This window comes from Gloeocapsa sp. PCC 7428, from assembly GCF_000317555.1.
Lineage (GTDB): Bacteria > Cyanobacteriota > Cyanobacteriia > Cyanobacteriales > Chroococcidiopsidaceae > Chroogloeocystis.
In genome coordinates this window covers 188,641-201,822 of sequence record NC_020051.1, presented here as the reverse complement: position 1 = coordinate 201,822, position 13,182 = coordinate 188,641, and the positions used below count along the sequence as shown (strand labels likewise).

Below are 13,182 nucleotides of genomic sequence, written 5' to 3'. Positions count from 1 at the left end.
TACATTGTTATATTGGAATTCCAATATAACAATGTACGCTCGTGTTTACCTGTATATACAGTCAAATTTTTAACTGTACAGGGTCAACTTGGTCAACTTATCCGCCCTTACCTAGATTTATACAGATATTTTAGGGCATGAGTATGCTAGTCTAGAGTGCTTATCTAACAAGGCTTTTACATTTACATTGCATAGATGCACCTATACAGCTTGCTCGTACAACTGTATAGATGTACAAATATGTCTGTAAGATTGTAGGAATTGCTGTACATATACACTTTTAATTTATTCGCCTTTCAGTAATTGTACGCTCGTAGGAGTGCCTCTGCTCTGTTGATTGTTGGTTGGCTCTTTAGCCTAAAGCAGTGCGATCGCATCCCTATCGTAGCCTCTATTGGTTGCTGATATAGCATACTGCGATTGTTTGACTTTGTTTCTAGCTATCAGCGCGATCACTTGCTTCTTGTGCCTTCATCATTGCTGAGTCAAACAGTGCGATCAAGTGCTAGCCTTGCCTCTAACCGTGTTCTGCTATTGCCTGCCCTGCTGTACTCAGTATAATGCGTCATTTCCCTTGCCTGTCCTCGCTTGCTAGCTCAAGCTCCGCTACTATGCCTCGCCTGATCCTGGATGAATTTCGGGTTTAGCTCGTAGCCTTGCTGATATTGAAGGGCGATCGCTCACATCGCTCACTTTGAACTCAAGCCTTAGTCCTATCTTACTTAAGCGTATAAAATTGTCTGGCTCCACTGAGCGCCATTATTATACAGCTAAATTTTTGCTGACTAACCGTACGCCTAAACCAGTATTTGTGGTGCTATCTCTGCAATCGCAGCCCTGAGTACTTACCTGTCCGCTACTCCTGCCTGCTACGGCTCAACTGTCTTCGCCCCTAAAAAACTAAACTAAATCTAAAAACTAAACCTCACTCTCACTCTACATAACAACATGCTGGTTGCACTGTCAGCCTATCGGCTTTAGAGGATGGCAATTCACTGGCACGGGCTTTTGGTTTACTAGCGTAGGTGGTCGCCCACCACACCCGCAGCTTGCAATTGATTGCTCTGGGCAATTTGCACATCATCACACAGTCTCTGGACTTGAGGCAGAGCAGTCAATCGAGCCGCCATGCACGCTATGTTGACTGACTAGGATTATGACTGGCTTGAGTTGGTGGCTCTGTCATTCTGTCATGATGTAGTAGAATTGCTGCTACGGCGTTCCCCAACAAGTTAAACTAATTCGGGATTACACACTTTTGCAATACCGAGTTGTTTGACGTTGGGAAAGCTGCATTCAATTTTGAGCCATATCGAAGGAGTTATTATCTGCTCCAGCCTGCCAATGCCACTCGTTGCCATCGTGTTGGCGGCTCGTTCAATATCGTCGCCAGAGTGGGCAGTCGCTTACCTTTGAGTCGAGGTCGTCCCATCTGTCGGGGTTGTCGAGGTGGGGCAGGTTCATAGAGTGCCGCATCCAAGCGCAGGCGAGTGACGATGTGCACTGGAGATTTCATGCCAGACAACGCAAATAACAACTCCAGTGCAGCAAAACTGCTGTCTGCCACGACCACGAGCTGACGATGTGGCAGCCACCGTCGCACTTGCTTGAGCATCTGCCGTGCCCAGTCAGTTAAACATTTATGGCGATGCCCCTGCTGCTGGTTATATCGTTGCGATGCTGCCAGTACCGTGAAAAATGGCAGTGCCCAGACGCGCTGCACCCAGGGAATCTCAACTAATACCATCAAGCTTAACCAACGCAAGCCACTGGCTTTGACAAAGTGTCCATGACTAGAACGCACTAGGTCTCGATAGATGCCTTTGGCTGCAATCTGTTTGCCTCGTCGTCGTTCAAGGGTGTCATCTAGCCCGAACACAATCACACCGCTAGTGGCAAAGACGGCTATCAGTTGTAGAAGCAAGATTTGGCTGGCTTGACGGCTAGACCAAACGGCACGAGCGAGCACCCGATGATAGTTGATGAAATGCTTTTCTTCTGAGTGTCCCATTACTCGCAGTGCAGCAGCAACAGTGCGTTGAGCTGGACTCAAGATCGCTCCAAATAGCAGCACTTGAGCATGCTGCCAAACTCGAAGCGAAAACAACTGAGCAAATGGCTCAAGGAGTGTCTCTAAGATTTCTGGTATAGTGAACACAACAATTTTCTGGGGTAAGCATGCATGAACTCGAAGCATTCTTACCCTATTCCTTTTTGTGCTCTATTGCTCGAAATGGCTAAAGTCGAGGTAACGACATCTCTGTATTGCTCATTCATCGCCTTAAGTGGATATCCGAGAACATCATCCCTGTCATAAAAGTTGAGCCACTCGCTCCCCAAGTTTGGGTAATGCTGTGAGAGTTGAGGTGGAGGAAGTTTGATTGGTGTACCAAAGTCATTGTGACGCAGTCCCCACAGAGCAATTTGACTACCGAAAGTATAGAACAGTGTCAATGTTTCTCCTTGCTCCAAAGGTGTACTACCAATTTCTATTTTTGCTTTTTTCTTCTGAAGATCCCAGATGTAATTGCTTGCTATCACTGATCCGAGGCTATGCCCAATAATACATAATGGCGCTTTTGAACCAGCATTATCAGGTTGAGCTAGTTCGGCTAGAGTTGCGGCAAAGCATTTATGTACTCCGTCATAAATGTCTCGCTCTGAATTCGGTGCCGAAGAAGTGATCTGGTAGCCGATACTGTCTGCAAGAGAATGAAATACGAAGTAACGAAGCCCCCAAAAATCGTTGAGTCTGTCAATTCTCAAGTCCCTGTATAACTTATCCTGAAGGTCTTGAAGAACTAGAGCCCAATAAACTGCTTTAATCGCTAGTTTTGAATCTGCATCCTCTGGCTTTTCTCCTACCAAGGTTGAAAACCGATACTTTAACTTCTTAGCCATACCGCTTGTGAACATCTCCGGATCATTTTCTTCTGCAAACTTTGGATTTGCCGTACCTATACCGTGGATAATGGCTACTGCTACTTTTGTTGACATTTGAATACTCCTTTATTCAATATCAGGGTCGGATGGACTATTAGCTATAAAATCCCTCCTGATTTATTATTTGAGCCGGACTAGCCACATAATTATCCAAAACTCCACAGCCACTGTATCTACAAATTCACAAAGTGATAAGAGACGTGGATCGAATCTCAAATGGTGCCTGCCGAGATACTAATACCATTGGTGAATTCTAATTGTAAGTTTCGTGTAATAGCGGTATAAAAGTATTGTTTTCTCGTAATCTGGTTGAACTAACTAACCCGACTTAAACTTTGCTTATCAATCCGGCTCCCCTAATTCACTAAAAAACAAGGGTTTGAGGCATTCCTTATAATTTCTGCTTATGATATTGCTGCTATTACCGATTACACCTACAATTGGCTACCCTTGAATTCATACCGATAGCAGAGTGAGTAGGGATGGCAAAATCGTAGATGCTTGGGCTAGGGTTCCCCAAGACTGGCAGCAACAAATTCAATCTTATTGCCATCGCATCTGGAAGAAAAGAAGCTTCTGTGATGCGCTCCCGCGATCGCCCAATATCTCGGCAGAACTGTTCCAGGTAGCTAGGACTCTAGGACTTACGCACTGTCCAAACACATGAAGCTTACTACACTGACTCATCATTGGAGAATAGAGAGCAGTCAACTTCTCGATTTGGCGCGTCTAAGTCGGGAACTAGGTCTAGGTCGTCATAGTCTGTTTTCCCGACATGAGACAACATCGATAAAGCCGCGATCACTCCCCTGACTTGTTCCGGCTTTACCTCTAAGTATTTTTGTAATTCGTCCAGGGTGCGGTGTCCAGATACCTCTTGGATAATCCTTAGAGGGATTCCGGCATCGCTCATCATCGTCAGCGCCGTGCGCCGAAATGAATGGGTACTAGCCCCTTCTATTCCAACTCGTAAACAGGCGGATCTTAATATCCTTGCGGCTGAATCTGGGTTAATGTGTCCCTTGCCATGACGACCATTAAACAGAAACCACTGATAGGACGGGGAATCCTCACCCACAGGAATCGTGCGCGTTGCCAGCTTGCTTTTGGTGTTACCTTTGCGAACGATTAGTTCCGGTCGCACTCTTCTTTTTTCGTCGAAGACATCTTTTCGCCTTAAGGTGCAGGCTTCATTAATTCGACAGGCAGTATATAGGCAGATGCCGAACAGGGCGCGATCGCGGTTGTTATCCAGCCCCTGACTAAATAGCAACTGAATCTCGGCTTGTGTAAGTATTTTTGCTCTGCCGTGCCTGTCGATTTTCATCCATAGCAATTAAGGTGATAATTTCTAGGCTACACCTTCATGAGTTCCTATTGTGACGCTCCCGCCGCAGCTAGGCGACTGATGAATAAACGCTTATAAACTAAGAGTAAAAACAATCATGAGTCTCGCAGAAGAAAAGTACGATCGAGAGATAGAAGAGCTAGAGTTTAAAGCTGGTGGGGTATTCGCCATATCAACACCCTCTGGACATAAAAAGAGGTGGGAACGAAAAAAAGAATTGGTGCGACGAGAGATATCTGCGACTAGAACTCCTGAAGAGAAAAAGCGCTTGTCACAAAAGCTGGCTGAACTAGAGCGCAGGGAAAAGGAATTTGCTGAAAAACTAGCAGAACTACACGAAGTTCTTTCAAATCAGCCGTGAGCCGCGATCTTTGCTGTCCAGGTAACTGAGAGTAAATAAATGTCTGAACATCGAAATGCATAAACATTTAAACATCTAAACATTCAAATATCTAAATGTCTATGTTTGTTGTACAATCGTGTCTTAGCAATTAGCTGGTGGCAACAATGATAGTGACCGTTGCTTCGTTTAAAGGAGGTGTGGGTAAGACTACAACAGCCCTGCATCTTGCTACCTACTTCCAAGCTAAGGCGGCTACTCTGCTAGTTGACGGCGACCTTAACCAGAGCGCCTTAGATTGGTCTAGTCGTGGCAATCTTCCCTTCAAAGTTGTGGATGAGAAGCAGGGAGTACGCTTTGCAAGGCAGTACGAACACATTATTATTGATACTCCGGCTCGACCCGCTTCTGAAGAATTGAAAACTATTGCTGAGGGGTGCGATCTGCTTGTATTGCCTACCAGCCCCGATGCTTTAGCAATGGGAGCAATGCTGCAAATGGTAGACAATTTAAAAGGATTAGACACTAACTACAAGATTCTTATCACCCTGGTTCCTCCACACCCCAGCCGTGTTGGGGAAGAGGCAAAGCAATCCTTAATTAATGCTGGTCTACCAGTTTTCAGAACTGGAATCAGGCGATTGGCTGTATTCCAACACGCAGCTTTGAAGGGAGTTCCAGTAAATCAAGTTAAAGGCGATTCCTATGCGGGTATCGCGTGGAGATGCTACTACGAAGTTGGGAAGGAGATCCTGCCATGACCAAGAAAAGTGGCAGTCGGTTTGACGATCTATTCGGCGCGGCTCGAAGTGGCAGTAAAGAGCAAGAGGAATTAGCAGAGCCAACAAAAAAAACGCCAGTCCGCAAAAGCAAGAGTACCGATTCTGACTACATTCGCACAACAGTTTATTTGCCAAAGCAGCTACATAAGCAACTCAAAACAGCTGCGGCGGACGAAGAAAGAGAGATGAGCGACATTGTGGCAGAGTCAATCGCCAAATACCTTGAAGAGCGCAAGGTAAAATAATAGCATTTGCTCATCTAGATGTTTAAATATTTAGATGTTTAAGTGTTTAGATGCAATTTCCTTACTCTAGTACACTGCTTCGGGTGGCTTCCTTTAACTTCGAGCCACTTAGGAGAATATTAGGTTTTCATTTCTTCGCTGTGAGCTATTGCTCATGACGGCTAACCTGACAATACCTTCACCACTTGTAGGATTTCGGTGGCAATTATAAAAAGCTTGCAATAACTTAAGTAAATTCACTAAGGGCATTGTAAAGATTATGAATTAAACTTAAATTAGTACAATTATTCTATATTAAACCTCTGGGAAGTAAATTATCCCCTTAGTAGCATCAGAACTGAGAATGCTCCAATCCCCTCAAGATTCTAACGCACAGATAAAATGCTTCAAAGTTCTGTCAATCGACGGAGGTGGCATTAAAGGGCTTTACTCAGCCAGAATCCTGGAACAGTTTGAACAGAAATTTAATTGTTGCATCGCTGACTACTTTGATCTCATCTGTGGAACCTCAACAGGAGGCTTGATCGCCCTTGGTCTATCCCTAAAAATTCCTGTCAGTAAGATCAGCAACCTCTACTATGGGCGAGGCAAGCAAATATTTAGAAAACGAGGCAGTATCTACAGCTTGTTCAAGCAGATCTTCTTGGGCAGTAAATACGATAACAAGGAACTGGAAAAAGCTCTGCAAGAAATGTTTGGCGATTGCACTTTGGCAGATTCTCACTGTTTGTTATGCATTCCTGCCTTTTCTTTAACAGATGGCAGACCATTCATCTTCAAGTACGACCACCCCGAAGGCGACCTCAGCAGGGATAACAAAACCAAGTACGTCGATGTCGCTCTAGCAACAAGCGCAGCACCCACCTATCTGCCGATTATCACTAGTGAAAACTACGACTACAGACAATTTATTGATGGTGGTGTATACGCTAACAATCCAACCTTCATTGGGGTAGCAGAAGCTTTCAGGTACTTTGTGGGCAAAGATAAGAAGTTTCAGCAGCTAATGGTCATGTCAATTGGTTCGCTAGAACCAAATCCTGGAAGACGGTTTGTTGCCAAGCACGATCGCTCGGTGCTGGACTGGAACAAAGATTTGATTGCAACTTTTTTTGAGGGACAGGCATATATCACCAGTTACTTTGTTGAAACATTCGCCCAACACTGTGATTCCCCGTTTGAGTACGTCAGAATTCCAGGGGCTGATCTTTCTTCCAAACAGTCGCAAATTATTAATTTGGATAACACTTCAACAGAAGCCCTAAACATCATGTTGAGCAAAGGGAAAGACCAAGGGTTGATATTTGAAAAACGTCCTGAAGTTGCCAAGTTCTTTGCGTCTCAAAAGCATTACATCATAAGGTAAGCCGATGGCGGATTGTCATAAACTATTCCTTGAATTCAACTCCATCATCGAATTGAAACCGAACCATAAAGCATTCTTGCGGACATCCCGCGATGCTGTGCGTGACAGAATCAGAAGTTATTTTAAGGAAAAAGCTAATGGTTTTTTCCCTAAATTTCATGGTCAGGGTTCATTCATGATGAACATCATCATCCTTCCTAGTGACGGAGAATTTGATATTGATGATGGCATTTACTTTCTCGTTGATAAAGAACCCATTTATAGCGTTGATACGTTTCATCGCTGGATCTGTGAAGCCGTCGATGGGCATACCAAACAGGAGCCGATTGATAAGCAAACTTGCATTAGGGTTGTCTATGCAGGGCAATACCACCTTGATCTTCCCATCTACTACATCATCAAAGGGCAGTACCCACGACTGGCGCATAAAAGCAAGGGCTGGATCGAGAGTGATCCTAGAGAATTCATCAAATGGTTTCAAGACAAAACCGATGACAAGAGACAATTGCGGCGGGTAGTCCGCTATCTCAAAGCCTGGAGTGACTATAAGGCTGGCTCTCTGCCAAGTGGACTTATCCTCTCTATCCTGGCAACGAGAAACATTCACTTTAACGCAAGAGATGATATTGCCCTTTACAATACCCTAATCGGTATCAAGAACTCATTGGCTCTAAGCTTTACCTGCTACCGCCCCACAACACCCACCTATGAGGATTTGTTGCAAAACTACAGCCAAACCGATAAGAACTATTTCAAGAGCCAGCTCATTAGTTTGATCCGCTCTGCCGAGAAAGCTTTAGACGACAAAACCAGCCTGAAAAACGCTTGTAAAGAGTGGCAAAAGCATTTTGGTGATAGATTTCCCTGTCACTTAGCTGAAGATAATGCAGATGAACTTCTTAGTGCAGCTTTCACAGCACAGAATCTGACTTTCCCTAATCGACCCCTAATTCCGAAAAAACCGGGGGGATTTGCGTGAGCGATATATGGTTTATCAGTGATTTGCAGCGGCTAGTTAAGGAGCGGGAAGCAATTTGCCTCCTTGAAGATAGTGTTGACTGGCTGACAGGGACTAACTGGATTCTTGACAACGGCAGGCTGGTTGTTGAAGCCATTATCCAAGCTCACGGCTACGATTACCCCGTAAAAATGGTATACCCGGCTCTCTTTCCAGCAGTCCCTCCCACGGTGTATCCCAAAAATTCTGAGGAAAGATGGTCAAGTCACCAGTATGTCAGTGGTGCTTTATGTTTGGAATGGCGACCGGACACATGGCATACTGAGGTAACGGGAGCGCAGGTTTTAGAAAGCACCTACACCCTTTTAAGCACAGAAAACCCTCGTGGAACAGGTGAGCAACACATCGTCCCATCTCAACATGAGCTTTCCACGGGTCAAATACTGCGCGAAAGTTTCATCCGCGTTTATGTAAACAAAGCCCTCAACGCCTATCTAGCTGGATTATCGTCCTTTAGCACTGGTTCTATCGAATTCTCAGGGCGATGGCAAAGCCAATCTTACCTGGTGCTGCTCTACAGTGTCCAACCTGATGATTTGCCAGCATGGAACGACACACTGATTCCCAAAAGATTAAACAACGCTGCTAAGAATCGAGGTGCTTTCTATAAAACAGGGCTTCCTCCCAAAGCTCTGGCTACAACCAACACATTGCAAGACCTGGAAGCAGTTCTTGAGCAAGCAGGCTACGGAACTGCTGCGTTGAAGGAACATAGCATTTGGGTAGAAAAAGATGCAGGAGGGCTATTTGGCGTTCTCCTCACGGATGCCGAAGATAATCTCCACTTCTTCCTCAAAATTGCCGCTAGTAAGAGTGAAGTTTGGAAAGCTACCTTTGTGCAATCCAACCTTGACACAATAAACCCCCGCCTACCGTCAGAATTACACGAACTGTCCAGTAAGTCTGTGGGAATTGTAGGTTTAGGCTCTGTTGGTAGTAAAGTTGCTGCCTCGATAGCTCGTACAGGTGTCGGCAAATTTTATTTAGTCGATGAGGATATTTTTCTACCAGAAAACATCTGCCGCAACGATCTTGACTGGCGGAATGTTGGAGAACATAAGGTTCATGCTGTTGCTGAGGTTATGTCCTACATTACCGCCACTGCCCAAGTTGATGTTGCAACGCTGAGTCTGGGAGGGCAAGAATCGAGTGCTGCTCTAGATTGCGTTTTGCGCCAGTTAAACCGATGTGACCTCCTGATTGATGCTACGGCTAACCCAATAATTTTTAATCTCCTTGCTTTCATCGCCAAAAGCTACGCTAAACCGCTGGTTTGGGCAGAAGTATTCGCGGGTGGTATCGGCGGCATGATTGCCCGGAGCCGCCCTGGACAAGATCCCGATCTACAGGCAACGAAAGCAGCGTTTCATGAGTATTTATCTATGCAAGATGTGGCACTTCCAGGAACTGCAACCGATCAATACATTCTAGAAAGTACGGGAGGGGAAGTTTTGGAAGCTTCGGATGCCGAAGTTAGCATTATGGCAGGTCATCTCACCCGCTTGGCAATTGATACTCTCTTAGCGAGAGAACCATCCTTGTTCCCATATTCAATTTACGTCATCGGCTTTCAGCAGGCATGGATTTTTAAGGCTCCGTTCCATACCATTCCCATCGACACGAGCAAGGTAGTCCATATCGAAAGCGGCAATCCTGTATCCCCTGATGTAGATTCTGAAGGAATTGATTTTCTTAGCGAATTGCTGGAGAAAATGCAGGATGCAGATAGTCCTTCCTGAGAAGATCGTCCAAAAATTAATTAAGGCTCTGCAAAGAGCAGGAAGTAAGGAGATCGGTGGCATCTTAATGGGAGAACATATTTCAGATGGTGTTTACCGTGTAAAAGACATCACCATCCAAAGGCAAAGTGGCACAGTCATCTCTTTCCTGCGTCTGCCAGTAGCAATTTTCAATCCTTTACAGAACTTTTTTCGCAAGACAGGATATGACTTTACTCGCTTCAACTACCTGGGAGAATGGCATTCTCATCCATCATTTACCTTAGAACCAAGCAGTACGGATTGCAGAACAATGTGGGAGATCGTTGAAGATCCAAGTGTAGGAGCAAACTTTGCTGTCTTGATGATCGTACGGCTCGATACTATGCAACAACTGGAAGGAACTATTAATGTTTTTCTTCCAAGCTATAAGACTTTTAAAGGAATATTAAGCCAAGAGAAACCATAACCTTAGCTGCTTTGACGACCTATTTCAGATGTTTAAATGTTTAAATTCTTTTAGGCAGGCGCTAAGTGACAGAGTTATTTTGGCTGCTAGGAAAAAGCTAGGGGGCTGAGTGCTATTGGGAATGCAGTTGGTAAACATTTCCTGTGTTGTTTGTAAGCTACTGCTGCTTGAGGAAAGCTAGTTCATCCAAAAGATGGGCAATTTCGTTATTCAGGTCACCGTTTTGGGCAGAAAGGGCTGAAAAGAGCAACGCTGTTCTAGGTTGACTGCCCTGCTGCAAAGACCTGTAAAGCCGTTATTTGCAGATCGGGAAACAGAGAAGAAACAAGTAGCTCGCTACTTTGGAACAATTGTTTTTGATGTTCATCCTCAACCAGAGTGCAAATTGTAATAGTTGGCTTTTTAGGTTTGCCGATATATTCTCTACCACCAATACCCAGATAATCGACAATCCAATACTCAGGTACACCTAACAGAGCGTAGTCCTCGACCTTGCGGGCGTAGTCATTCTGCCAGTTTGTGCTGACGACTTCAACAACTAATTTGATTGAGTCTCCCAGAGTAATTACAGGCTCTTGTTGCCACAACGGTTCGTTTACAAGCCGAGTTTGGTCTAACACAATGACATCAGGACGAAACGCAGTTTGAGTTCCTAGAAGTCTGACAAGACATCGGGGTTGTGTTGCAAAAAACGAGCGAGGTGATAAGCTGAGAAACTCGTGGTTCAGATTCAAGCCTCTCGATGACCAAGTCCAACGTGTTCAAGTGGCGGCACTACCAAGCCCAAATCATCCTTCGTTGTGTCCGATGGTATCTCAGCTACCCACTCTCGTACCACCAAGTAGCAGAAATGGTGAATGAGCGTGGTATGGATATCCATCACACAACGGTGTTTCGTTGGGTGCAGGAGTATGGACAAGAATTAGACAGGCGATGCCGATCACATCTGCGCCCGACCAATAATTCTTGGAGGGTGGATGAAACTTATATTAAGGTGAAAGGCAAGGAGAGATACTTGTATCGGGCAGTAGATTCAGATGGCAACACCTTGGACTTTCTGCTCACAGCCAAGCGTGATGCACAAGCAGCCAAACGATTTTTCCGCAAGGCGTTGAATGCAGTTCACACTCAAGAGCCTCGTGTGATTAATGTCGATAAAAATGCTGCCTATCCCAAAGCGATTGACGAACTTAAAGAGAAAGAACAGCTGTCGGCAGAAGTGCAACTGCGACAGAACAAGTGTCTCAATAATCGCATTGAACAAGACCATAGATTTATTAAAAGGTTAGTCAAACCTGGCATGGGATTTGGCTCGTTCAACACGGCGAGGCGAACGATAAACGGTTATGAAATCATCAACATGTTAAGGAAAGGACAAGTGAAGAAAGTAAAAAAAGGAGCCGTCAAAGAACAGGTGAAATTCATCGCTGAAATTTTTGGAGTAGCTGCATAATTCTTTCCTTCTTCAAGGAGTTTTCTGTTCTTAATAACTTTTTGCAACACAACCGTCTTGCAAGCGGTCATTCTTTTCAATCAGGCGGTGGATCATGACGCAAAGCACAATCAATTCTAATTCAGTGCTCATTGGTATTGACACGCACAAAGACACTCACGCTGCGGTTGCCATCAATGACTTAGGTGCACGGTTCGGTGATTGCATTGTCCCTGCCACTCCAGCGGGATATCAACAATTGCTGGAATGGGCAAAGACATAGAGATTGCTGCTTTTGGCGTAGAAGGAACCGGGTCGTATGGCAAGGGTTTGAGCCAGTTCCTACGTCGTCAAGGACTGAAAGTGATTGAAGTCAGTCGTCCTTGTCGTCGGGGTCAGCAACGCTTGCAGGGCAAGGATGAGCTACTGGATGCAGAAGATGCGGCTCGACAAGTGCTGGCTGGACAAGCCACAGCAATCCCGAAATCGGATGAAGGAGCTGTGGAAATGATCCGGATTCTCAAAGCGGCAAGAGATACCGCCGTCAAAGCTCAAACTCAGGTGATGGTCTCACTCAAAGCGCTGATCGTCACAGCCGATGCAGTCCTACGGGCAGAGTTGGAACCTTTGTCTACCCCTCAGTTGATCAAAGCTTGCCAACACCTCGAAGTCGGAACTCTCGATACGCCGATGGCGACGATGCGTTATGCCCTGGCTGCAATGGCAAAGCGGTGGACACAGTTACATAAGGAAATTGAAGCACATACTCAGCACCTCATAAAGCTCACCCAAGCAGCAGCGCCCGAATTAGTGCAAGCGTTTGGCATTGGTACGGATACGGAGGACCGAAATGCTGCTCACCTTTGGCGAGAATGCAGATCGCGTCCAATCCGAAGCTGCCTTTGCCAAGATGTGTGGAGTTTGTCCGATTCCAGCGTCTTCGGGCAAAACCCAGCGCCATCGCTTAAACCGAGGCGGCAATCGTCAAGCCAATGCTGCTTTGTTTCGCGTCGTCATTGTGCGAATGCGGTGGCATGAACCGACTAAAACTTATCTGGCACGACGCACGGCACAAGGACTATCGCAACGAGAGATCATTCGCTGTCTCAAGCGTTACGTGGCGCGAGAGATTTACCATCTCATTCGCAAATCGCGGAGCACAAAAAAGACTTGACATCTATAGGAGCATCAATACGAAATGATGTTGTACTTCTGTCAGTGCATGACGACAAAGTCCCTTATGCTGTGAGGGCAGCGAGCGCTACCTTTTCTTTCATAAACGTATGCCATAATTCAGGTTTTGTCCGTATAGTCAGATTGACGGAATCACATCAGCGTGGCAATATAGCAGTATAAGTAATTGAGGAGAATAACTGGATAAATTTCTCTCACAGTTCTTGTCCGTAGCTAAGGATACCTTGACTATTTCAACAGAGAATATTCCTTCTGTGCCTAGTTGAGCGCTCAAGCTGCTGGCAAAGTTCCACCCAATATTCGGATTAAGTCAGCATCAGACTTGAA

Annotated in this window: 14 protein-coding genes; 10 read left to right on the top strand and 4 right to left on the bottom strand. The window is 45.3% G+C overall.

Features of this window, described 5'->3' with window-relative positions:
- Window positions 1–1,324: 1,324 nt before the first annotated feature.
- The 3 genes from GLO7428_RS25525 to GLO7428_RS25515 form a co-directional block, all read right to left on the bottom strand.
- Window positions 1,325–2,158: a transposase gene (locus tag GLO7428_RS25525; RefSeq protein ID WP_210404523.1), complete on the bottom strand. Its 834-nt coding sequence runs from the start codon at window positions 2,156–2,158 to the stop codon at window positions 1,325–1,327.
- A gap of 41 nt (window positions 2,159–2,199) precedes the next feature.
- Complete coding sequence (locus tag GLO7428_RS25520) at window positions 2,200–2,997, bottom strand: hypothetical protein (RefSeq protein WP_015328685.1); 798 nt, start codon at window positions 2,995–2,997, stop codon at window positions 2,200–2,202.
- A 619-nt stretch (window positions 2,998–3,616) separates the two neighbouring features.
- Window positions 3,617–4,270 carry a site-specific integrase gene (locus GLO7428_RS25515; protein WP_015328684.1) on the bottom strand — a complete coding sequence of 218 codons (654 nt, stop codon included), beginning with the start codon at window positions 4,268–4,270 and terminating at the stop codon, window positions 3,617–3,619.
- A gap of 118 nt (window positions 4,271–4,388) precedes the next feature.
- On the opposite strand from GLO7428_RS25515, the gene GLO7428_RS25510 reads away from it, so the two are divergent.
- The 7 genes from GLO7428_RS25510 (at window position 4,389) to GLO7428_RS25480 (ending at window position 10,229) form a co-directional block, all read left to right on the top strand.
- Window positions 4,389–4,652 carry a hypothetical protein gene (locus GLO7428_RS25510; RefSeq protein WP_015328683.1) on the top strand — a complete coding sequence of 88 codons (264 nt, stop codon included), beginning with the start codon at window positions 4,389–4,391 and terminating at the stop codon, window positions 4,650–4,652.
- A 146-nt stretch (window positions 4,653–4,798) separates the two neighbouring features.
- Entirely contained in the window at window positions 4,799–5,392 is a 594-nt protein-coding gene (locus GLO7428_RS25505; RefSeq protein WP_015328682.1) for a ParA family protein, read from the top strand.
- The gene (locus GLO7428_RS25500; protein ID WP_015328681.1) at window positions 5,389–5,658 is read left to right on the top strand and encodes a hypothetical protein; all 270 of its coding nucleotides are present in this window, start codon (window positions 5,389–5,391) and stop codon (window positions 5,656–5,658) included. The genes GLO7428_RS25505 and GLO7428_RS25500 overlap by 4 nt, the downstream gene beginning before the upstream one ends.
- 343 nt (window positions 5,659–6,001) lie before the next feature.
- Window positions 6,002–7,024, top strand: coding sequence for a CBASS cGAMP-activated phospholipase (locus GLO7428_RS25495; RefSeq protein WP_015328680.1), 1,023 nt, complete (start codon window positions 6,002–6,004; stop codon window positions 7,022–7,024).
- Between the two features lie 4 nt (window positions 7,025–7,028).
- Window positions 7,029–8,003 (top strand): cyclic GMP-AMP synthase DncV-like nucleotidyltransferase, encoded by a 975-nt coding sequence (locus tag GLO7428_RS25490; protein ID WP_015328679.1) that lies wholly within the window; start codon window positions 7,029–7,031, stop codon window positions 8,001–8,003.
- Window positions 8,000–9,781: an E2/E1-associated domain-containing protein gene (locus GLO7428_RS25485; RefSeq protein WP_015328678.1), complete on the top strand. Its 1,782-nt coding sequence runs from the start codon at window positions 8,000–8,002 to the stop codon at window positions 9,779–9,781. Before GLO7428_RS25490 ends, GLO7428_RS25485 begins: the two co-directional genes overlap by 4 nt.
- Entirely contained in the window at window positions 9,762–10,229 is a 468-nt protein-coding gene (locus GLO7428_RS25480; RefSeq protein ID WP_015328677.1) for a Mov34/MPN/PAD-1 family protein, read from the top strand. The genes GLO7428_RS25485 and GLO7428_RS25480 overlap by 20 nt, the downstream gene beginning before the upstream one ends.
- 257 nt (window positions 10,230–10,486) lie before the next feature.
- Here the strand turns inward: GLO7428_RS25480 and GLO7428_RS25475 are convergent, their stop codons facing one another.
- A complete protein-coding gene (locus GLO7428_RS25475) occupies window positions 10,487–10,963 on the bottom strand; it encodes a Uma2 family endonuclease (protein ID WP_015328676.1) in 477 nt (158 codons plus the stop codon).
- A gap of 8 nt (window positions 10,964–10,971) precedes the next feature.
- Here GLO7428_RS25475 and GLO7428_RS25470 point away from each other — a divergent pair, with 8 nt between their 5' ends.
- The 3 genes from GLO7428_RS25470 (at window position 10,972) to GLO7428_RS29875 (ending at window position 12,835) form a co-directional block, all read left to right on the top strand.
- Window positions 10,972–11,682 carry an IS6 family transposase gene (locus tag GLO7428_RS25470; protein ID WP_015328675.1) on the top strand — a complete coding sequence of 237 codons (711 nt, stop codon included), beginning with the start codon at window positions 10,972–10,974 and terminating at the stop codon, window positions 11,680–11,682.
- Window positions 11,683–11,776: 94 nt separating this feature from the next.
- Window positions 11,777–11,944 (top strand): hypothetical protein, encoded by a 168-nt coding sequence (locus GLO7428_RS29880; protein WP_210404522.1) that lies wholly within the window; start codon window positions 11,777–11,779, stop codon window positions 11,942–11,944.
- Window positions 11,945–12,511: 567 nt separating this feature from the next.
- On the top strand, window positions 12,512–12,835 hold the full coding sequence (locus tag GLO7428_RS29875; protein WP_210404521.1) for a transposase: 324 nt from the start codon (window positions 12,512–12,514) through the stop codon (window positions 12,833–12,835).
- Window positions 12,836–13,182 lie beyond the last annotated feature (347 nt).

Excerpts from the sequence above, each read along its gene's own strand:
- GLO7428_RS25490 (WP_015328679.1), top strand. The coding sequence starts at position 7,029 with ATGGCGGATTGTCATAAACTATTCCTTGAATTCAACTCCATCATCGAA.
- GLO7428_RS25500 (WP_015328681.1), top strand. The coding sequence starts at position 5,389 with ATGACCAAGAAAAGTGGCAGTCGGTTTGACGATCTATTCGGCGCGGCT.
- GLO7428_RS25495 (WP_015328680.1), top strand. The coding sequence starts at position 6,002 with ATGCTCCAATCCCCTCAAGATTCTAACGCACAGATAAAATGCTTCAAA.
- GLO7428_RS25510 (WP_015328683.1), top strand. The coding sequence starts at position 4,389 with ATGAGTCTCGCAGAAGAAAAGTACGATCGAGAGATAGAAGAGCTAGAG.
- GLO7428_RS29880 (WP_210404522.1), top strand. The coding sequence starts at position 11,777 with ATGACGCAAAGCACAATCAATTCTAATTCAGTGCTCATTGGTATTGAC.
- GLO7428_RS25505 (WP_015328682.1), top strand. The coding sequence starts at position 4,799 with ATGATAGTGACCGTTGCTTCGTTTAAAGGAGGTGTGGGTAAGACTACA.
- GLO7428_RS29875 (WP_210404521.1), top strand. The coding sequence starts at position 12,512 with ATGCTGCTCACCTTTGGCGAGAATGCAGATCGCGTCCAATCCGAAGCT.
- GLO7428_RS25480 (WP_015328677.1), top strand. The coding sequence starts at position 9,762 with ATGCAGATAGTCCTTCCTGAGAAGATCGTCCAAAAATTAATTAAGGCT.
- GLO7428_RS25470 (WP_015328675.1), top strand. The coding sequence starts at position 10,972 with ATGACCAAGTCCAACGTGTTCAAGTGGCGGCACTACCAAGCCCAAATC.
- GLO7428_RS25520 (WP_015328685.1), bottom strand. The coding sequence starts at position 2,997 with ATGTCAACAAAAGTAGCAGTAGCCATTATCCACGGTATAGGTACGGCA.
- GLO7428_RS25515 (WP_015328684.1), bottom strand. The coding sequence starts at position 4,270 with ATGAAAATCGACAGGCACGGCAGAGCAAAAATACTTACACAAGCCGAG.